The organism is Enterococcus sp. AZ188 (genome assembly GCF_050544075.1).
In the GTDB taxonomy this organism is placed as follows: Bacteria; Bacillota; Bacilli; order Lactobacillales; family Enterococcaceae; genus Enterococcus_D; species Enterococcus_D entomosocium.
The window spans coordinates 1879796-1902097 of sequence record NZ_CP172943.1 but is presented as its reverse complement, the minus strand read 5'-3'; the positions used below and the strand labels follow the sequence as shown (position 1 = coordinate 1902097).

The 22302-nt window shown below is 42.9% G+C and carries 15 protein-coding genes; 13 read left to right on the top strand and 2 right to left on the bottom strand.

Annotated elements, in window-relative coordinates:
* Positions 1-195: 195 nt before the first annotated feature.
* The 7 genes from uvrB to whiA all read left to right on the top strand — a co-directional run bounded on the left by uvrB (position 196) and on the right by whiA (position 10249).
* Positions 196-2187 carry an excinuclease ABC subunit UvrB gene (gene uvrB, locus IGI86_RS08830; protein WP_008382187.1) on the top strand — a complete coding sequence of 664 codons (1992 nt, stop codon included), beginning with the start codon at positions 196-198 and terminating at the stop codon, positions 2185-2187.
* Positions 2188-2200: 13 nt separating this feature from the next.
* Complete coding sequence (gene uvrA, locus IGI86_RS08825) at positions 2201-5017, top strand: excinuclease ABC subunit UvrA (protein WP_086299388.1); 2817 nt, start codon at positions 2201-2203, stop codon at positions 5015-5017.
* Between the two features lie 308 nt (positions 5018-5325).
* Entirely contained in the window at positions 5326-6579 is a 1254-nt protein-coding gene (locus tag IGI86_RS08820) for a carboxylate--amine ligase (protein ID WP_035007337.1), read from the top strand.
* Between the two features lie 3 nt (positions 6580-6582).
* Positions 6583-7293 carry an amino acid racemase gene (locus IGI86_RS08815; RefSeq protein ID WP_005235674.1) on the top strand — a complete coding sequence of 237 codons (711 nt, stop codon included), beginning with the start codon at positions 6583-6585 and terminating at the stop codon, positions 7291-7293.
* Between the two features lie 113 nt (positions 7294-7406).
* A complete protein-coding gene (rapZ, locus tag IGI86_RS08810) occupies positions 7407-8297 on the top strand; it encodes an RNase adapter RapZ (RefSeq protein WP_005235675.1) in 891 nt (296 codons plus the stop codon).
* The gene (locus IGI86_RS08805) at positions 8294-9295 is read left to right on the top strand and encodes a gluconeogenesis factor YvcK family protein (RefSeq protein ID WP_008382192.1); all 1002 of its coding nucleotides are present in this window, start codon (positions 8294-8296) and stop codon (positions 9293-9295) included. The genes rapZ and IGI86_RS08805 overlap by 4 nt, the downstream gene beginning before the upstream one ends.
* Positions 9296-9313: 18 nt before the next feature.
* Positions 9314-10249, top strand: coding sequence for a DNA-binding protein WhiA (gene whiA / locus IGI86_RS08800; RefSeq protein WP_005235679.1), 936 nt, complete (start codon positions 9314-9316; stop codon positions 10247-10249).
* 88 nt (positions 10250-10337) lie between these two features.
* Here whiA and IGI86_RS08795 read toward each other — a convergent pair whose 3' ends face one another.
* A complete protein-coding gene (locus IGI86_RS08795; protein WP_016611872.1) occupies positions 10338-10853 on the bottom strand; it encodes a DsbA family protein in 516 nt (171 codons plus the stop codon).
* A gap of 227 nt (positions 10854-11080) precedes the next feature.
* Here IGI86_RS08795 and nifJ point away from each other — a divergent pair, with 227 nt between their 5' ends.
* From nifJ to glmM, 4 genes are all read left to right on the top strand, one after another.
* A complete protein-coding gene (gene nifJ, locus IGI86_RS08790) occupies positions 11081-14764 on the top strand; it encodes a pyruvate:ferredoxin (flavodoxin) oxidoreductase (protein ID WP_086299392.1) in 3684 nt (1227 codons plus the stop codon).
* A gap of 270 nt (positions 14765-15034) precedes the next feature.
* Entirely contained in the window at positions 15035-15916 is an 882-nt protein-coding gene (gene cdaA, locus IGI86_RS08785) for a diadenylate cyclase CdaA (protein WP_005235688.1), read from the top strand.
* Complete coding sequence (locus tag IGI86_RS08780) at positions 15913-17004, top strand: CdaR family protein (protein WP_016620048.1); 1092 nt, start codon at positions 15913-15915, stop codon at positions 17002-17004. Before cdaA ends, IGI86_RS08780 begins: the two co-directional genes overlap by 4 nt.
* A gap of 39 nt (positions 17005-17043) precedes the next feature.
* A complete protein-coding gene (gene glmM, locus IGI86_RS08775; protein WP_016620049.1) occupies positions 17044-18399 on the top strand; it encodes a phosphoglucosamine mutase in 1356 nt (451 codons plus the stop codon).
* Positions 18400-18688: 289 nt separating this feature from the next.
* Here the strand turns inward: glmM and glmS are convergent, their stop codons facing one another.
* Positions 18689-20500 (bottom strand): glutamine--fructose-6-phosphate transaminase (isomerizing), encoded by a 1812-nt coding sequence (gene glmS / locus IGI86_RS08770; RefSeq protein ID WP_008382201.1) that lies wholly within the window; start codon positions 20498-20500, stop codon positions 18689-18691.
* A gap of 445 nt (positions 20501-20945) precedes the next feature.
* On the opposite strand from glmS, the gene IGI86_RS08765 reads away from it, so the two are divergent.
* Positions 20946-21236 (top strand): hypothetical protein, encoded by a 291-nt coding sequence (locus IGI86_RS08765; protein ID WP_005235701.1) that lies wholly within the window; start codon positions 20946-20948, stop codon positions 21234-21236.
* 32 nt (positions 21237-21268) lie between these two features.
* Positions 21269-22300 (top strand): signal peptide peptidase SppA, encoded by a 1032-nt coding sequence (sppA, locus tag IGI86_RS08760; RefSeq protein ID WP_086299394.1) that lies wholly within the window; start codon positions 21269-21271, stop codon positions 22298-22300.
* The last annotated feature ends 2 nt before the right edge of the window (positions 22301-22302 follow it).

The following is a 22302-nucleotide window of genomic DNA, read 5'->3' as shown; positions in this document are numbered from 1 at the left end:
AAAAATATGACAAAATCGTTTAAACCTCACATTAGATGTTAGAAAATCAAACATGTTAAGTTATGCTTAATCGCATGAAACTTTCATAGCAAATGATGGCGAAAGTATGTTCGCTATGATATACTTATTTATGGAAAAGCGGCAGCGAGTTTTTCTTTTTTTGTTGTCGTTTAGAATAATCGAGGGGGAATGAAGATGATCGAAAGAACAACTTCCCATGAATTTGACTTAGTATCAAAATATCAACCAGCTGGGGATCAACCAGAAGCGATCCATCAATTGGTTGACGGGGTGGTCGGTGGAAAAAAAGCACAGATTTTGTTGGGAGCCACTGGGACCGGTAAGACTTATACGATTTCTAATCTAATCAAGGAAGTCAATAAACCGACATTGATCATTGCCCATAATAAAACATTGGCTGGACAATTATATGGCGAGTTTAAGGATTTCTTTCCAAATAATGCAGTCGAGTATTTTGTCAGTTACTATGATTACTATCAACCAGAAGCGTATGTTCCTTCCAGTGATACATACATCGAAAAAGACTCCAGTGTCAACGATGAAATCGATAAGCTCCGTCACTCGGCGACAAGTTCTTTATTAGAGAGAAACGATGTGATTGTTGTAGCTTCTGTCTCTTGTATTTTCGGTTTAGGTTCGCCGATCGAGTATGCAAGACAAGTTGTTTCTTTACGAGTAGGGATGGAAAAGTCTCGGGATCAACTATTAAAAGAATTGATCGAGATCCAATTTGAACGAAACGACATCGATTTTCAACGGGGGCGTTTTCGCGTGCGCGGCGATGTTGTGGAGATTTTCCCAGCTTCTCGTGATGAGCGAGCGTTGCGCATTGAGTTTTTTGGCGATGAAATCGATCGGATTCGTGAAGTTGATGCCTTGACGGGCGAGATCATGAGTGACACCGAACATGTGTCGATCTTTCCGGCAACCCACTTTGTGACCAATGAAGACCATATGGAACATGCGATCGCTTCAATCCAAAGTGAACTCGATGAACGACTGAAAGTTTTGCGAGCAGAAAATAAGCTGCTGGAAGCACAGCGTTTAGAGCAGCGAACCAACTATGATATTGAGATGATGCGAGAAATGGGGTATACCTCAGGAATCGAAAACTACTCTCGCCACATGGATGGACGAAAAGAAGGCGAACCGCCTTATACGTTATTGGATTTCTTCCCAGATGATTTTCTATTAGTAATCGACGAATCACACGTAACGATGCCCCAAGTTCGTGGGATGTATAATGGTGACCGTGCTAGAAAACAAATGTTAGTGGATTATGGCTTCCGTTTGCCTTCTGCACTGGACAACCGTCCGTTACGCTTGGAAGAATTTGAGAAACATGTCAATCAAATCGTCTATGTGTCAGCAACACCTGGCCCCTATGAATACGATCAAACCGATACCGTCGTTCAACAAATCATTCGACCAACTGGTCTGTTAGATCCGGTGATCGAAGTACGACCGATCATGGGTCAAATTGACGACCTCGTGGGAGAAATCAATGAGCGCGTCGAGCGAAATGAACGGGTCTTTGTGACGACCTTGACGAAAAAAATGTCTGAAGATTTGACGGATTACTTCAAAGAATTAGGGATCAAAGTCAAATACTTGCACAGTGACATCAAAACATTGGAACGAACAGAGATCATTCGAGACCTGCGCCTCGGTGAATTTGATGTACTGGTCGGAATCAACTTACTGCGAGAAGGGTTAGACGTGCCGGAAGTTTCTCTGGTTGCGATTCTTGATGCCGATAAGGAAGGCTTCCTGCGCAGCGAACGCTCATTAGTCCAAACCATTGGACGGGCAGCTCGAAACTCTGAAGGAAAAGTAATCATGTACGCTGATAAAATGACTGATTCGATGCAGCGAGCGATCGATGAAACGGCGCGACGCCGAAGTATCCAAGAAGCCTACAACGAAGAACATGGGATCGTACCGAAAACCATTATTAAAGAAATTCGCGATCTGATCGCGATCACAAAAGTGGCAGAAGAGACCGGTGAATACACCACGACTTCTTATGAAGAACTGAGTCGTGAGGAAAAAGCAACCTTGTTGTTGAAGCTAGAAAAAGAGATGAAAGATGCTGCGAAAGCATTGGATTTTGAAACGGCTGCTACCTTAAGAGATACTATTCTTGAGCTAAAAGCTGCTGATTAGAAGGAGAAACACTATGGCAAATGATAAAATCGTGATCCATGGGGCACGGGCCCATAATTTAAAAAATATCGATGTGACGATTCCCAGAGACCAACTCGTTGTTGTTACTGGTCTTTCGGGTTCAGGGAAAAGTTCCTTAGCTTTTGATACGTTGTATGCCGAAGGACAACGCCGATATGTAGAAAGTCTATCGGCGTATGCCCGTCAGTTTTTAGGTCAAATGGATAAACCAGACGTAGATAGCATTGATGGACTTAGTCCAGCGATTTCTATCGATCAAAAAACCACCAGCAAGAACCCGCGATCAACAGTAGGGACGGTTACTGAAATCAATGATTATCTGCGGCTTCTTTACGCTAGAATCGGTCACCCGATTTGTCCAAATGATCACATCGAGATCACTAGTCAGTCGGTTGAGCAGATGGTGGATGAAGTTTTGGCATTACCAGAACGCACCAAGATCCAATTGTTGGCACCGATCGTTTACCAAAAGAAAGGGCAGCACAAAAAAGTCTTCGAACGTATCCAAAGAGAAGGCTATGTAAGGATGCGCGTAGACGGTGAAGTCTATGATGTTTCTGAAGCGCCTGAATTAGAAAAAAATAAAAAGCACGATATTGCCATCATCATCGACCGGATTGTTGTGAAGGAAGGCATACGTTCACGCCTGTTTGATTCTTTTGAAGCGGCATTACGGTTAGCGGACGGCTATGCGGTAGTCGATGTGATCGGCCAAAAAGAAATGCTCTTCAGTGAACATTATTCTTGTCCTTATTGCGGTTTTACGGTTGGAGAATTAGAACCACGCCTCTTTTCATTCAACGCGCCTTTTGGTGCTTGTCCAGACTGTGATGGTCTTGGCGTGAAGCTAGAAGTCGATGTCGACTTAGTGATTCCCGATCAAAGCAAAACGTTGCGTGAAGGCGCACTATTGCCATGGAATCCAATCAGTTCACAATATTATCCGCAAATGCTGGAACAAGCCTGTCAAGAATTCAATATCGATATGGACACACCATTTGAAGAATTGCCAGAAGAACACAGAGATATTATCTTGAATGGTTCGAATGGGGAGATGTTCCATTTCCATTATGAGAATGATTTTGGTGGGGTGCGTGATGTTGAGGTCGCTTTTGAAGGGATCTTACCAAATATCAAACGCCGTTATCATGAAACCAACTCTGATTTTACCCGTGATCAAATGCGTTTGTACATGACAGAGTTGACTTGTAAAACCTGTCATGGCTATCGCTTGAACCCTCAAGCGCTGTGCGTGCAAGTCAATGGGAAGCATATTGGTGAAATGAGTGAGATGGCGATCAACAATGCCTTGAACTTTGTCGAAGAATTGAAACTAACGGAACAAGAGCAAATGATTGCACGTCCGATCGTGAAAGAAGTCGATGATCGTTTAAGCTTCTTAAAAAATGTCGGATTGGACTATTTGACCTTGAGTCGTGCGTCAGGCACACTCTCTGGTGGGGAAGCGCAACGAATTCGCTTGGCAACACAAATCGGCTCCAATCTGTCTGGGGTGCTTTACATTCTTGATGAGCCATCGATCGGTCTTCACCAACGAGACAATGATCGCTTGCTAGATTCATTGCGGAAAATGCGTGATCTCGGGAATACCCTGATTGTCGTTGAGCATGACGAAGACACGATGCGGGCAGCAGACTACTTGATCGATGTCGGTCCGGGTGCAGGACATGCAGGTGGCGAGATCGTCGCTGCAGGCACTCCCGATGAAGTCGCTGCCAATGAGTCTTCTTTAACAGGTCAATACTTATCTGGAAAACGAGAAATCCCAACACCGACGGAACGCCGCAAAGGCAATGGTGAAAAGATTCGTGTGACCGGTGCCTCCGAGAATAACTTGAAAAACATTTCGGTCGATTTTCCATTAGGAAAGTTCGTCGCAGTTACAGGGGTCTCTGGCTCTGGTAAATCAACATTAGTCAATGAAATTTTGAAAAAAGCCTTGGCGCAAAAAATCAATCGGAATTCGAACAAACCTGGCCGCTTTAAAACCATTACTGGTTATGAAGCTATTGAGAAATTGATCGATATCGATCAGAGCCCGATTGGTCGGACACCTCGAAGCAATCCGGCAACATATACCAGTGTCTTTGATGACATTCGTGATTTATTTGCTAAAACCAATGAGGCGAAAGTCCGTGGTTATAAAAAAGGACGCTTTAGTTTTAATGTAAAAGGTGGACGCTGTGAAGCATGTAAAGGGGACGGAATCATCAAGATCGAGATGCACTTCTTACCTGATGTCTACGTACCTTGTGAGGTTTGTCATGGCAAACGTTATAACTCAGAAACGTTAGAAGTTCATTACAAAGGAAAAAACATTTCGGAAATCTTAGATATGACCGTGGAAGATGCAGTGGAATTTTTCCAACATATTCCCAAAATCCATCGAAAATTGCAAACGATCGTCGATGTCGGTTTAGGTTATGTCACTATGGGACAACCAGCGACTACTTTGTCTGGTGGGGAAGCGCAACGGATGAAGCTTGCCAGTGAACTGCACAAAAATTCCAATGGCAAGAGTTTTTATATCTTAGATGAACCGACGACTGGTCTGCATACGGATGATATTGCCCGTTTGTTGAAAGTTTTGGAACGATTTGTCGACGCTGGCAACACCGTTTTAGTGATCGAACACAACTTGGATGTCATCAAATCAGCGGACCATGTGATTGACCTAGGTCCAGAAGGTGGCGAAGGCGGTGGCACGATCATTGCAACTGGTACACCAGAAGAAATTGCTGCGGTTTCAGACAGCTACACCGGTCATTATTTGAAAAAAGTCCTTTAAGCAGATGAAAAAGCACTCACTTTTTCACTTGTCTGTCAATAGGTTTCGCTAAAGTTTAAGGAAGCGTGAAATATCTGCAAATTTCATGATAAGGGCTTGAAATCAAAATTTTATTTGTTAGAATAGCAATAGGTATACGTATATTCGCATTGAATAAACTGCCTATAAGTTCTATCCGTTCAAAGTGGGAGAAAGCAATCAAAGATAGATACTTTGATTGCTTTTTTCTTTGTGGTATTATAATGCTATTGTAATTAAACGAAACGAGAGAGGTCGTTTTTCGTATTCAAAAGAGAGAGTGATTTTTGATGAGTCAGGAAAATTTTCTTCCCATATTATTAGGAAGCGATATGAATGTTTATGGTATGGCCAGAGCGTTCCACGAAGCATATGGTATTCAATCAGTTGCCTATGCAGGCGCCGAACTTGCGCCAACCCGCTTTAGTAAAATTGTAAAAATCAATCAAGTGGAAGGTTTTGACCATGATCCCGGATTCACTGAAACGTTGATCAAGTTAGGAAAAAATACTTACAACGATCCTGCGATGAAATATTTGTTGATTCCTTGCGGCGATGGTTATGCGGAACTGTTAGCGAAGCATAAAGAAGAATTGAAGCCCTATTATACCTTTATCGCTAACGATTATTCTTTACTAAAACGGTTGATCAACAAAGTAAGCTTTTACGAAGTCTGCGAGGAATATGGCTTGCCTTATCCTAAGACCTTCATTTTAACGCCTGAACTGTTGACGGAAGGAACGTTCAAAGGAGAGCTGCCTTTTGATTTTCCTGTGGCTTTGAAACCAGCAAATAGTGTCGCGTGGCTGTCAGTTGATTTTGAAGGACGCAAAAAAGCCTTTATTATTGATAATCGAACAGAATTTGAAGAAATCGTTTCTCGCATTTATCAAGCGGGTTATCAATATGAAATGATCGTCCAAGATTTTATTCCTGGCGACGACAGCAACATGCGGGTTTTAAATGCCTATGTTGATGAGAATCACGAAGTTCGTGTGATGGGCTTAGGTCATCCTTTACTAGAAGACCCAACCCCTGGCGCTGTTGGGAATTATGTCGTGATCATTCCAGATGAAAATGATCAAATCTATCAAATGATTCGTAAGTTTTTAAAAGAGATCGAGTATGTTGGATTTGCCAATTTTGACTTGAAATATGATGCGCGCGACGGGCAATATAAATTATTTGAAATCAACTTGCGTCAAGGAAGAAGCAGTTTCTTTATTACCTTAAGCGGATTGAATTTGGCAAAGTTTATCACTGAAGATTTAGTCTTCGAAAAACCTTACACAGAAACGGTTTATGGCAAAGCTGACGCGCCGGAGGCGAAATTATGGCTAGGTGTACCAAAAAACATCTTCTTGACTTACGCAAAAGAAAATCCTGCGAAAGAACGAGCAAAAAAATTATTAGCAGACAATCGCTGGGGAACGACCGTCTTTTATAAAGAAGACTTATCGCTGAAGCGTTGGATTCTATTAAAGAGAATGTTCCATCTATACAACAAACGATTCAAAACGTATTTCCATACGAAAGAAGGCTAGAAGATGGAGAATTTTTTTAGTATTTTAGGCGGCATGGGAACGTTAGCGACGGAAAGTTTCGTCCGCATTTTAAACCGACGGACACAGACCCATAAAGACCAAGATTACTTGAACTATGTTTTATTCAATCATGCGACAGTACCGGATCGGACGGCATATATTTTAGACAATACGTTAGAAAACCCTGTTCCTTATTTAATGGACGACATCGAAAAACAAAATTTATTAAAGCCAAATTTTATTGTGTTGACTTGTAACACAGCGCATTATTTTTTTGATGAGTTGCAAGCGGCTACTGAGATTGAGATTTTGCATATGCCTCGTGAGGCAGCGAAAGTCGTTTTTGAAAAAGGCGTCACTGGAAAAGTGGCCTTTCTTGGGACAGAAGGCAGTGTCAAAGCCGGCATCTATGAGAAAGAATTGCGCCAGTTGGGACTTGATGTCTATCTCCCAGAGCCAGCGATCCAAAAAAAGGTCAATACATTGATCTATGATCGAATCAAAGAAAATGATCATCTGGATCAAGAACTTTACTTTGAGATACTGGAAGAAGTCACCGAACGCATCGGCTGTGAAAGCGTAGTACTTGGATGTACCGAGTTATCCTTGATGGATGAATTTGTGACTGACAATCCTTATCCAGTCGTGGATGCCCAATCCATTTTAGTTGATCGGACGATTGAAAAAGCATTGGCAAATCGCCAAGCAATCTAAAGCTGATAGCGACGTTAGCGGCATTTTTTGAGCTAACGTCTTTTTTTATGCCGGTGTTCCAATGATACGCCCGGCATGATATAATAGAGTTGTTTCAGAAAGGAGTTTTACCTATGACTGAAGTGGATCATTTAGAATTGGTCATTATTACTGGGATGAGCGGAGCCGGCAAAACAGTCGCGATCCAGAGTTTTGAAGATATGGGGTACTTTTGTATCGACAATATGCCCCCAAGCTTGATCCCTAAATTTTGGGAACTGATCAAAGAATCAGGAAAAGTGACAAAAATTGCCTTAGTTGTCGATCTGCGTTCAAGATCGTTTTTTGAAGAAATCCAAAGTATGCTGATCGATATTGAAAACACGAATTTTATCGACACACGGATGCTCTTTTTAGATGCATCGGACAATGAATTGGTGTCAAGATATAAGGAAACGAGAAGAGCACATCCATTAGCGATGGATGGCTTAGTTACGGAAGGCATTCGCAAAGAGCGAGCGATCTTAAACGATTTGAAGACGCGCGCCAGTATTGTTATCGACACAACGACGTTGACCCCTCGGCAACTGAGAGAAAAAATCAATCAAGAATTTCGTGCTTCTCATGAGACAGGGTTTCGTATTGAAATACTTTCGTTTGGCTTCAAGTATGGCTTGCCGATCGATGCTGATATCGTGATGGATGTTCGTTTCTTACCGAATCCCCATTACATTCCAGAGTTGCGTCCTTTAACGGGTAAAGATGAACCCGTGTATGATTACGTCATGTCTTTTCCAGAAACGGAAGAATTCTATCAGCAATTTAGTACACTGTTGCAAACGATCATGCCAGGCTATGTCAAGGAAGGTAAAAGCAGCTTGACGGTGGCTATCGGCTGTACTGGGGGTCAACACCGTTCGGTTGCATTATCGGAGCGCATCGGGGCGGTTTTGGCAGAAGACTATCGCGTCAATATTACTCATCGCGACAAAGATAAGCGCAAAGAGACGGTGAATCGTTCATGAAAATGAAAACGTACCGGATCAGAAAGCCGAAGATCGTTGTGGTAGGTGGCGGAACTGGGTTACCAGTCATCCTGAAGAGCTTGCGGAATCAAGGTGTCGACATCACAGCGATCGTTACGGTCGCTGATGATGGCGGTAGCAGCGGCGAGATCCGCAATTTGGTTTCCTCTATTTCACCACCGGGGGATCTGCGCAATGTTCTGGCGGCTCTATCTGATATGCCGCAATTATATAATGATATTTTTCAATACCGTTTTAAAGCGGAAGACAAATTTTTAGCCAATCATGCCCTTGGGAACTTGATTATTGCGGCGATTGCTGAAATGCGTAGCAGTACCTATGAAGCCATTCAAATTTTGTCGAAAATCATGCATATCGATGGACGAGTATATCCTTCCTCAGATCTGCCATTGGTGTTGCACGCTGTTTTTAAAGACGGCACCGAAGCGGTAGGAGAGTCCAAAATCGCGGTTGATCGCAAAACGATCGAACGGGTCTTTGTTCGTAATCAAGAAAATAATGATGAGCCGAAAGCAGCTCGTAAAGTTGTTTCTTCAATTATGGAGGCAGATATGATCGTCTTGGGTCCTGGTAGTCTCTTTACTAGTATTTTGCCCAATCTCATGATCAGCGAGATCGGCCAAGCAATGTTGGAAACACAAGCTGAAACGGTTTATATTTGTAATATCATGACCCAAAAAGGTGAAACCGAACACTTTAGTGATGCCGACCATGTGCGAGTCTTGCATAAGCATTTAGGCAAACCCTTTATTGATACGGTGTTAGTCAACACCGAGAAAGTTCCAGAAGGATATATGGACCCAGAGATTTATGATGAATATCTTGTACAAGTGAAACACGATTTCCAAGGACTGCGAGAAGAAGCCAGCCGTGTCATTTCAGCTGACTTTCTGGAGCTTAGAGATGGCGGAGTTTTTCATGACGGAGATAAAGTGATTGAAGAACTTCTACGTATCGTTTACGGGGCCAAAATCTAAGAAAGGAGGGATTTTTTAATGTCCTTTGCAGCAGAAGTAAAAAAAGAATTGACTGCATTAGAAGTTCATCGCGAACATGCCAAGGCAGAACTGGCAGCTTTGATTCGGATGAATGGGTCATTAAGTATCAACAACCAGCAATTTGTTTTAAACGTTCAAACAGAAAACGCGGCGATTGCCAGACGCATCTACTCTTTACTAAAAGATCATTACGACGTGCGCAGCGAGTTGCTGGTCCGTCGCAAAATGAAATTAAAAAAGAACAACGTCTACATCGTTCGTTTGAAGCAAGAGACAAAGCGCGTGCTTTTGGACTTAGATATCATGGACGGGCTGATGTTTCAAAGCCATGTTTCTGATGAGATCATGGGCAATACTCAAAAAATGCGTTCCTATTTACGAGGGGCTTTCATGGCATCAGGATCGATCAACAATCCAGAAACTAGCCGCTATCACTTAGAGATTTATTCCATCTACGAGGAGCATAACCAAGATATTTGCGATATGCTAAACGCATATGGTTTGAATGCCCGTGCATTAGAACGTAGAAATGGGTATATTTCTTACTTGAAAGGCGCTGAGAAAATCGCTGATTTTTTGACTCTGATCGGCGCCACCAATTCCATGTTGAAATTCGAGGACGTGCGGATCGTGCGAGACATGCGTAACTCAGTCAACCGTTTGGTGAATTGTGAAACCGCCAATATGAACAAAACGATCGATGCTGCTTCGAAGCAGATCGACAATATCGAGTTTATTCAAGATCGAGTTGGCTTGCAAGCTCTACCTGAAAAGCTGCAAGAAATCGCCGAATTACGTTTGGAACATCCCGAGGTCAGCTTGAAAGAGCTAGGAGAAATGATTCCATCAGGAGCGATCTCGAAATCAGGGATCAATCATCGCATTCGAAAAATCAACGAATTTGCCGATCATCTTCGTGAACAAGTCAGCTAGTCGAATGGAATAAAAATGAATTAAAAGAGCAGGAGCAGATTTGACGTGGATGTTCGCGTCAAATCTGCTCCTGCTCTTTTATTTGTGGTTACTCATTGATCAATGCAGTTAATTCCTCAGCAGTGATCGATTCATCAAAAATGTGCCCATCTAAGATAATCGTTGGCACAAATTGAATGTTGGCGTTTTTCGCTTCTTCCACAATTTCTCCGGCGATCGCAGGATGATTTTGTTCAGATAGCCCTAAGGTATTTTTCGCATATTCTGCCACTTCATTTAAAGATAAATGACCCCATTCGTCTTGTGTTTGATAAATTTTTGTAATCTCAGCGATCGTTGCCTGAGGATCTGTACTGGAAACAAACCGATGCATCACATTGCCTCGTTGCAATGATTCTTTTTCTTTGTCGAATAATTTGATGACACGGCGTAGTTTCCCAGCTGTGACAGCTTCACTTAAGATCGGTAACGATTCCTCAAACCATTGCCGACAATAAGGACAACGCAAATTCATAAATTCGACGATCGGTTTAGCGGAAGGGTCTCCGATATGTATCCCTGTTACCGCATTTGTTTCTTGTGCTTTGATGATTGAAATATCCATTAAGATTCCTCCTTTTTCTTTTAGTTTACCGAAGTTTCTACTGAAAGAAAAGCCTCAGGTCTTTTGATCCGAGTCTGTGAAATGAGGAGGGGAATTAGCTAAATACTATGTATTTCGTTTCACGAAATAAAGAAAATTACCCAGCCGGTGCTTTTATATTCCTTGATTTTCAGCTATAATGAATTGTGTTTTATTGTGCAAAATGATGATTAAAGGAAGTTATATAGATGAGAAAAAGAAAAACAATGGATGGCAATACGGCAGCTGCCTATATTTCCTATGCCTTTACGGAACTTGCGGCGATCTATCCGATAACCCCTAGTTCAACCATGGCTGAATTAGTGGATCAGTGGTCTGCTCAGGGAAAGCATAATCTTTTTGGGCAGCCGGTGAAAGTGGTTGAAATGCAATCTGAAGCAGGGGCGGCGGGTGTGGTTCACGGCTCATTAAAAACCGGTGCCTTAACGACGACCTATACGGCATCTCAGGGACTTTTGTTAATGGTACCAAATATGTACAAGATTGCTGGGGAAATGCTGCCAGGCGTCTTTCATGTCGCCAGCCGAGCAGTAACAACCAATGCCTTGAATATTTTCGGAGATCATACCGACGTAATGGCCACTCGACAAACAGGCTTTGCTATGCTAGCGGAAAGCAGTGTTCAAGAAGTAATGGATTTAGCGCCAGTCGCTCATTTAGCAGCAATTGAAGCCAACATTCCATTTTTAAACTTTTTTGATGGTTTCCGAACCAGTCACGAGATTCAAAAAATCGAGGTGCTGGACTATGAAGAACTCGCACAACTGGTTAATCATGAAAAGTTGGCTGCTTTTCGTCAAAAAGCGATGAATCCGAATCACCCAACAACGAGTGGGACGAATCAAAATCCTGATATCCATTTTCAACAGCGGGAAACGATCAATCAGCACTATCAAACATTGCCTGAGATCGTTCGTTTTTACATGAAGAAAATCAATGCTTTAAGAGGAACCAACTATGATTTAGTGGACTATTATGGTGCTGCGGACGCCGAAGAAGTTATCGTTTCGATGGGGTCCTCAACGCAAACGATCCAGCAAACGGTGGATCATTTGTGCGCTTCTGGACGCAAGGTGGGAGTCTTGTCGATCCATCTGTATCGACCGTTCCCATTAGAAGTCTTCTTAGAAAAAATGCCTGCTACCGTCAAAAGTATCGCTGTATTGGATCGCAGCAAAGAACCTGGTGCCAACGGAGAGTCTTTGCTTTTGGATGTGCAAAGTGCCATGTATGATGCAGCGATTCGGCCGACGATCATTGGTGGACGCTATGGTCTTGGGTCAAAAGATGTGACGCCTGATCAAATCGTTGCCGTTTATGACGAATTGATTAAGCCAAAAGCGAGCCAAAAGAAACGCTTCACCATTGGGATCACGGATGATGTGACGCAATTGTCGTTGCCCTCAAAAGGCACGCTAGATCTAACTGATCCATCCACCTTCCAAGCGAAATTCTGGGGATTTGGCTCTGATGGGACCGTTGGGGCGAATAAGTCAGCAATCAAAATCATCGGTGACCATACCGAAAAATATGTGCAAGGCTATTTCCACTATGATTCGAAAAAATCTGGTGGTCTAACGGTTTCCCATCTGCGATTTGGGGATACCCCCATTCGTTCTACCTATCTGATCGAACACGCGGATTTCGTTGCATGTCATACGCCTGCGTATTTGCATACGTATGATTTGCTGAAAGGACTCAAAAAAGGCGGAACCTTTTTATTAAATACGACCTGGTCACAAGAGCAAATTTTAAATAATCTACCGAAGAAGATGAAACGTTATCTTGCTGAAAACGAGATCCGTTTTTATACCATCAACGCCATGCAGTTGGCAATGGAAGTTGGCTTAGGTGGGCGGATCAATACCGCGATGGAAACAGCCTTCTTTTACTTGGCAAACATCATTCCGACCGAGGAAATCTTGCCGATTTTAAAAGAAGAGGCGCTGAAAAGTTATCGGCACAAATCGATGGCGATCGTTGAAAAGAACCAAGCAGCCATTGATCGCACCATCGAATTATTACAAGAAATCCCTGTTCCAAGCGAGTGGGCAACAATCGAAGTGCCGGAAAGGACATCCACTGCTATGACACAATTTGTGCGGGAAATCGTGGAACCCATCAACCGTCAAGAAGGCAATCAACTATCCGTCGGCACCCTCGTAAGGAACCAAATGACTGAAGGGGTGATCCCTGTCGGGACAACAGCGGTTGAGAAGCGGGGCATCGCTGTTGAAGTGCCTGAGTGGCTATCAGATCGCTGTACCATGTGCAATGAGTGTGCCTTCGTCTGTCCTCATGCGGCGATCCGCCCGTTTTTGGCAGATGAAGATGAATTAACCGAAGCACCGGAAGGCTTTATCGTCAGAGAGATGCGAGGAGCGAACGGCCAAAAATATCGAATTCAAGTTTCCGTTGAAGATTGTACAGGTTGCGGCCTTTGTGTGGAGGCATGTCCCGCCAAAGGGAAAGCCTTGACGATGCGTCCTTACGAAGAACAAAAAGAGCAAGCTTTAAATTGGGCTTTTGCGATGACTTTACGCCAAAAGGAAAATCCAGCAAAACCAGGAACTGTTTTGGGCTCCCAATTCAATAAGCCCTTATTGGAGTTCTCTGGTGCTTGTGCGGGCTGTGGGGAAACCCCTTATGTCAAACTTCTGACCCAAATGTTTGGTGATCGCATGATGATCGCCAATGCGACCGGTTGCTCTTCGATTTGGGGTGGAACCTCACCAGTATCCCCTTATACAACCAATCACTTAGGACAGGGTCCAGCTTGGTCAAACTCGCTGTTTGAAGACAATGCCGAATATGGCTATGGCATGTTCTTAGCCAACCAAACCCGACGGGAGAAATTAGCAGCCCAGTTGCAGTCATTGAAAGCCGCTGTATCAGAAGAATTGCAGGCTTTGATTGATGATTGGGACCTTCATCGAGAAGAAAGTGCTGGGACACAGCAGCGAGCAGCAAAATTGATCGCCGCCTTAGAAGCTGAGGCTTCCACGACACCTCAGCTGAACAAAATCCTGCAGGAAAAAGATTTGTTTGTTAAGCCAAGCCAATGGATGATAGGTGGCGATGGCTGGGCATATGATATTGGGTTTGGCGGTATCGATCATGTTCTCGCTTCTGGTGCAGATGTCAATATTCTTGTGTTAGATAATGAAGTTTATTCCAATACGGGGGGGCAAGTCTCCAAAGCGACACCAACTTCGGCTATTGCTAAATTCGCTGCTAGTGGCAAGTTTGTTTCCAAAAAAGATTTAGGAATGATGGCGATGACCTACGGACATGTCTACGTCGCACAAATCGCATCTGGTGCTAATCAAATGCAAACGATCAAAGCCTTTGAAGAAGCCGAGCGGTTCCCGGGACCGTCAATCATCATTGCCTATACGCCATGTATCACTCACGGTCTTGCTGGCGGAATGCGTCAATCCTTGAAAGAAGCGCAAGAAGCAGTTGCATCAGGGTATTGGAGTCTCTACCGCTATAACCCGCTGTTGGCAGAAAATGGGAAACAGCCAATGACGCTCGATTTCAAAAAGCCAGCATTTGATCAAATGCCTGCCTTTATGCAGACCCAAGTCCGATTTGCTTCCTTGCAGTCTGCCAATCCCAATGCGGCGCAAGCCTTGTTTGAAAAAACCGTTTCAGATGCGAAAACTCGTTTCTATAACTATGCCCGCTTAGCAGGTCAAGAAGAAAAAATTCGAGCAAAGCTTGAAAAAAATGTAAGTACTGATACAGAACAACCAATGGCAGTAAAAACGGAGCGTGTGCGAAGAGAAAAACAGCCGTTAAGCGAAGAACAGCTCGCTGAAAGAGCAGCACGGCGTGCAGCGCGCGCAAAACGTCGTCAGCAAGAATAATCGCTAGCTGAGGAACGACCCTGGAAAAACGCTTTATCACGTTTTTTCAGGGTCGTTTGTTGTTTTTCCTATGAAATGCGTGCAAGAAGCTCTTTTAGATGAAATCTTCTAAGACCTTTGACAAACAATGATTTCATGATAATGGTAAACTAAATAAAAGAGCTGTTTATTTTTTCAAAACTTTTTCATAAATTTGTTTTTTTTCAAATCTTTGAAGAGGTCCTATGTTATACTATTATCTGAAGTCTTAAGAATAAAGGAAGGCTGTTTATGTTGATAAATTTCAGGGATTTTTTTAATTTAGATTATTGGAGAGAATTGCTCTCATTTGATATATTTTCTTGGTCTTTTTTAGTAAATGTTTTAGATGTGATCGTTGTTTGGTACTTGGTTTATAAGCTTATCCAGCTTGTGCGAGGGACAAAAGCGATCCAGTTGTTCAAAGGAGTCGGACTGTTCATTGTTCTAAGGTTTTTGGCTGGTATCGTAGGATTAAAGACGCTATCTTGGTTGATGGATCAAGTCATTACTTATGGGGTGATCGCCGCAATTGTTATTTTCCAACCAGAAATTCGACGGGGGCTAGAGCATCTTGGACGCAGCTCTTTCTTCAAGACTTCTAAAAACGAAAAACGGCGGGATGAAGTTTTGGTCCAAGCACTGGACAAAGCTGTTCAATATATGGCAAAACGAAAGATCGGTGCATTGATCACGATCGAGCGGACGACTGGTTTAGAAGAATACATCGAAACTGGGATTCCCTTAGATGCGGATGTGACGGGCGAACTACTGATCAATATTTTTATTCCTAATACACCGCTGCATGATGGTGCAGTCATTTTAAGAGATGATAAGATCGCTGTTGCTAGTGCCTACTTGCCATTGTCAGAAAGTCCACTGATTCCGAAAGAATTCGGGACACGTCATAGAGCAGCTGTTGGGATATCAGAAGTCAGTGACGCATTGACCATTATCGTCTCAGAAGAAACCGGCGACGTTAGTATTACGCTAAATAATCGCATGTTGACTGAACTTTCTCGCCAAGAGTATCTCGACGTGTTGAATCGCGAATTAGTTCCGGAAGAAAAACCTGGCAAACGCAACTTGCTGCAATCTTTCTTTGAAGGGGTCAACAAAGGAGGAAGAAAATGATCAAGAAAGAGCGTCGTCAAAACGTATTTTATGGTATACTAGCGCTGTTCTTTAGTCTGGTTTTGTTTTTCATCGCCAGCGGATCAAGCCTGCAAGTCAATCTTGCGGGAACATCAAATCCTTATGAGGAAGAGATCGAAAATGTACCGATTCAGACCACCTACGACACGGATGAATACTTCATCCAAGGATTTGAAACAACAGTGGATGTGACTTTATCTAGTCGAAATCGGGTACAATTGAATGCAGAACGTAGTGAGGAAACACGGAGCTTTCGAGTCGTAGCTGATTTGACTGGGCTCGATGAAGGAACCCATGAGGTCCCTTTAGAAGTAAAAAATCTTAGTTCAAGCGTCACAGCTGAAATCGAACCAAAAACAGTCACTGTGACGATCGAGAAAAAAGTGACCCAAACGTTTACCGTTGAACCCGTCATCTCCACTGACGGAGCAACGAGTGGTTACGGCGTCGATTCAATGAGTGTCGATCCGCAGAAAGTAGAAATCACAACTGGCGATCAAACATTAGCTGAAATCGACCGAGTGGTAGCGATCGTAAATCCAGATGATATCACTGGGGATTCGATCACTGTCAATGGAACCATCGAAGCCTGGGATAGCGACAACAATCCATTAGCGATCATCGCGGATCCTGATTCGGTAGATGTTGCATTGGTGATGGAGGCTCCAAGCAAAGAAATTGAATTGTTTGTTACACAACAAGGGACAACTCCAGACGGGATCTCCCATTACATTTATCGCATGAGTAGTATCAGTGCCGTTCTGACAGGACCACAAAGTATCTTGGATGAAACCCAACAGATCGGTGTGCCGGTGGACGTTAGTGAGATCACGACAACGACGGAACGGACAGTAACCATTCCAGTGCCTGAGGGGACAACAATCAATCCAACGGTCGTGACGATCCAAATCACACCGGTTGCAGAAGCTACTACGGAGAATCAATCAAACAATGATAGCAATGAAGCAGTGAATAGTGAGAATTCTCAAGACAACTCTTCAACAGACGACACGACGAACGAACAAACAGAGAATTCCGCAAGCAGCACGACGACAAGTAGTTCTTAGTCGTTTGACTGTAGAGAATGAATAAGAGAGGTTATTAAAATGGGAAAATATTTTGGTACTGATGGTGTTAGAGGAGAAGCTAACAAGGAATTGACACCTGAGTTAGCATTTAAATTGGGGCGTTACGGCGGCTATGTACTAAGTCAACATGAAACCGGAGACCGTCGTCCTCGCGTATTGGTTGGGCGAGACACACGAATTTCTGGACAAATGCTAGAAAGCGCATTGATTGCTGGTTTGTTATCCGTTGGGATCGAGGTATTTCAATTAGGCGTTATTTCCACACCAGGAGTGGCATACTTGACGAAAGTACAAAAAGCAAGCGCAGGTGTGATGATCTCTGCCTCTCACAATCCTGCACAAGACAATGGGATCAAGTTCTTCGGAAATGATGGCTTTAAATTAGTCGATGAACAAGAAGCTGAAATTGAAGCATTGCTTGATGCGCCGGAAGATACACTTCCTCGACCTTCTGCCGATGGCTTAGGAACGGTGGATGAGTTCCCAGAAGGGTTATTGAAATACTCTCAATTTCTACGTCAAACGATTCCTGACGATTTAGAAGGGATCACGGTTTGTGTCGATGCAGCAAATGGCGCAACAGCTACAAGCGTTAATCGTTTGTTTGCCGATCTAGAAACAGAATTCTTCACAATGGGAACTTCCCCAGATGGGTTGAACATCAATGATGGTGTTGGTTCGACTCACCCCGAACCATTAGCCGAATTCGTCGTTGAAAAAGGGGCCGATGCTGGTCTTGCATTTGATGGAGATGGCGATCGGGTCATCGCAGTTGATGAACTAGGAAATATCGTTGATGGCGATAAGATCATGTATATCTGTGCAAAATATTTAGCAGAACAAAAACGCTTGAACCAAGGAACGATCGTTACAACAGTCATGAGCAATTTAGGGTTCCACAAAGCAGTGGAAGCAATTGGTCTGAAAGATGTGATCACACAAGTCGGTGACCGTTATGTCGTAGAAGAAATGCGTAAAAACGATTATAATTTCGGTGGCGAGCAATCAGGGCATATGATTTTCTTGGATTTCAATACGACAGGTGACGGTTTACTATCAGGAATTCAACTATTGAATATCATGAAACAAACGGGCAAGAAACTGTCGGAATTAGCAGGAGAGGTAACGATCTATCCACAAAAACTTGTCAACATTCGAGTGACAGATAAAAATGGTGCGATGGATGTTCCAGCTATCCGTAAAATCGTGGAAGAGACAGAAGCAGAAATGAACGGTGAAGGCCGGATCTTGGTTCGTCCTTCAGGAACAGAACCATTGCTTCGGGTGATGGCAGAAGCACCAACCATTGAAAAAGTCGATTACTATGTTGAAAAAATCGCAGCGGTCGTTCGAGAAGAAATCGGTGCGGAATAAATGAAGAAGTAAGACGATCAAAGATATTCTTTGGTCGTCTTTTTTGTCTACTTACCAGCAAGAAGCCAACTTGCGAACTAGAGAAACTTGTCAACGAATTTGTCGACAACGCTTAAAAGGGAACACGCCGTGGGCAAGCCTTGCGAAGTATAGTTGCTTTTAAAAGTCTTTTCGGATTTGTTGGGCAGAAAACAAGAAAAAAGAACCCCTATGAACGATCGAGTCATCGAACGAGGAGTTCTTTTTATTAAACAGAAGATAACCAATTCGGTTTCAGTTTTTTAAAAAACTATTCAACGGTAACGGATTTTGCTAAGTTTCTTGGTTTATCAACATCGAATCCGCGTTGTAAAGTGGCAAAGTAAGCCAGCAGCTGTGTTGGAACGACTGCCACTAAGCTGGTTACCAATGGATGAACATTTGGCAAAATGATTTGATCAGTCGCTTTTGCTAACTCTTGACTAACGATCACAAGGGTGTGAGCCCCACGAGATTCGACTTCTTTCAAATTGCCTCGCGTATGAGAGCCAGTCACTTCTTCCGTGATCACACCGATCACTGGTGTACCTTCTTCGATCAACGCGATGGTGCCGTGTTTTAATTCACCAGCCGCAAAGCCTTCCGCTTGGATATAAGAAATTTCTTTTAATTTCAATGCCGCTTCCATTGATACATAGTAATCATTCCCACGACCAATGTAAAATGCATTACGGGTTTCGGAAAGAAAATCTTCAGCAAATTGACTGATAACAGCTTTTTCATCCACTAAAGCCTCCATTGCAGAAGCAACGATGCTTAGTTCATGGAACACGTCAAAATCCAATGCTTCAGGGACAGCTTTTTCATCACCAATGGCTTTTGCTAATAAGGTCATGACAGCGATCTGTCCGGTATATGCTTTTGTAGAGGCAACGGCGATTTCTGGACCAGCATGAAGCAATAAGGTATGGTTCGCTTCTCGAGAAAGAGTAGAACCAGCAACATTGGTAATCGTGAGACTAGGAAGACCTAACTGGTTGATCGTCACTAATACTTGACGGCTATCTGCCGTTTCACCACTTTGTGATAAGAACAAGAAGAAGGGTTTTGCTGACAACAATGGCATGTTGTAGCCAAACTCACTAGATAAGTGAACCTCAACAGGGATCTGTGTTAGCTTTTCTAAAATGGATTTTGCTGCCCAACCAGCATGATTACTGGTACCACATGCGATGATGTAGATTCGATCGCTCGCTAAAAGTTCGTTTTTTAACGCTGGATCGATTACTACTTCACCGGATTCTCCTTGATATTCTTGGATCAAGCGGCGCATCACGGTTGGTTGATCATCGATTTCTTTTAACATGTAGTAAGGGTACGTTCCTTTTTCGATGTCAGTCAGATCTAGTTGTGCTTCATAAGATTCACGGTACACAAGGTTTCCTTTTGGATCTTCGATTTCGATCGCATCGGCTGTTACGGTCACCATTTCGCCATCTTCGATCTCAACAAAATGAGTCGTTTGATCGAGCATTGCTAAGGCATCGCTGCAAATGACATTAAATCCATCTCCCAAACCGATCAATAAGGGACTTTTATTTTTAGCAACATAAATGGTTTCTGGATCTTTTTTTTCTACTAAAGCAAAGGCATAAGAGCCGCGAATCAAGGACAAAGCTTTTTTAAAGGCCGCTTTGGTCGTGCTGTTGTCTTGCTCTTTCAACACTTCAATCAAATGAACAACGATTTCGGTATCTGTTTGACCTTCAAACTGGTGGTTGCTTAAATATTCTTGATGAAGCTCTTCAAAGTTTTCGATCACACCATTATGAACCAAAACGAGTGCTTGGTTTGCCGAAGTGTGAGGATGAGCATTCATTTCTGATGGCTTGCCATGGGTCGCCCAACGGGTATGTCCGATACCGATCGTTCCTGTTACTTCAGAAGTCACTTTTTCTTCCAAGTTTTTGATTCTTCCTTGGGCTTTCACTAAATGATCCGAAGTCCGATCAGCGACATAAAGGCCTGCTGAGTCATAGCCCCGATACTCTAAGCGTTCCAATCCGTTTAAAATAATTCGTTCTGCATTTGATTTTCCTACGATTCCTACAATTCCACACATAATGATAATCCTACTTTCAAAAAATTTAGTTTGGCATTATGTATTTCTATCTGCGCAGCAAGTCTTTGTCATCATCTTACGATGAGATTTGTTCTTGCCTGTAGAGTGCAGTCCCTAGAGTCATCCGCCGAATGTTTCGATAAACTCTTTCCTCGTCATCTGTTTCCAGATCAGGCGCTATCCATATTGGTCTATCTATCCTCCTTGTGAAATATTTTATAGAAATACAAGCAATATCATAATATTTATTCCTGTTTCTGTCAACTGTAAGTTATATGAAAATAATTGGTATAGTTATTGGTAAGGTTGATTTGAACCAGTCTATAGGGAATCAAAATAGCTGACATAGCTTTGTCGAATAAGATTCCCAAGAAATTTCCTCATAAAGCTATGCTTTTTTTTTTAAGTTCGCTACAATAAAAAAGTAAGAAAGTGAGGGAATGAAATGCCAGAATTTGTAAATTGTATGACTTTTTCAGAGCTAAAGAAAATAGTAGCTGCGATAGAAAAAGATCCTAATGTCACAGATGAAACAAAGGTCATGTTGGATACGGGCTGGGACAGCTTGCAAGAAATTTTACCCGGATCAGTCACCGTGGAAACCGCGCAAACATTCAAAGTCCAGGATGAACTAACAAAGGAATTTTTTGGCGGCTATGTCTTAGCTGAAAAAAGCGAGAAATTTGATGCGGTTGGAGACGAAGAAGCAGTGATCGTCATCAAAAATCTATACTAAATTATGGGAAAGGTGAAAAGTTAGGTGGGAAAATGAATAAAAGAAGATGGATCGCAGTGGCGATCGCAGCAGGGTTATTTATCTGCTCGGGGGTTTTTTCAGTAATCACAAATCGTCCAGAGCAAGAGGAAACTCAAACGCTGCAAGGGTTAAATGCTTTGTTCTACGGAAGTAATGCGATCGAAGAGACAACGTTAGTTGCCGGAGATCAAGACAATCGCATCGTTCGCTTATCTTTAGAAGGAACAATCGCCAGCAGCTCCAGTGGCGGCTTATTCACGACAGAATCATATGATCATCAGCGGTTTTTAGAAGAACTACGGATGATCCAAGACGATCCAACTATTGGGGGCATTTTGATGGAAGTCAATACTCCCGGAGGTGGTGTCTATGAAAGTGCCGAGATTGCTCGTGAATTAGCAAAAATCAAAGAGTTAGGGATTCCGATGTATGTCAGTATGAAAAACATGGCAGCCAGTGGCGGTTATTATATTTCGGCAGGTGCTGATAAAATTTTCGCAACGGATGAAACGATTACCGGTTCGATCGGAGTGATCATGTCGGGGCTCAACTATGCCGGCTTATTCGAAAAGCTAGGGATCGAAGACAATACGTATAAAAGTGGTGCACTAAAAGATGTAGGTTCAGCAACGAGAGAGCCAACAGAAGCCGATAAAGAAGTCTTGCAGACCTATGTCGACAATGCTTATGGTCGGTTCGTTAAAATTGTGGCTGAAGGACGCGGCATGACAGAAGAAGCCGTTAGAAAGATCGCTGATGGCCGCATCTATGATGGTCAGCAAGCAGTGTCTGTTGGCTTAGTGGATGAAATTGGTTTTCCTGAAGATACATTAGCAGCAATGCAAGCAGATCTAGGCTTGGAAGATGCAGAGATTTTCAGCTATGACGTTTCATCTACTGGATTTGCTTCTACTTGGTTAGGTTCAAGTTTAGCCGAACTGCAAGGACTAAAAGAATCAAATACAGAACGAGTGATCCAATTGATGGAAAGCCTAGGAACAAGCGATGCCCCTAAACCTCTTTATTACTATGGAGGTGAATAACT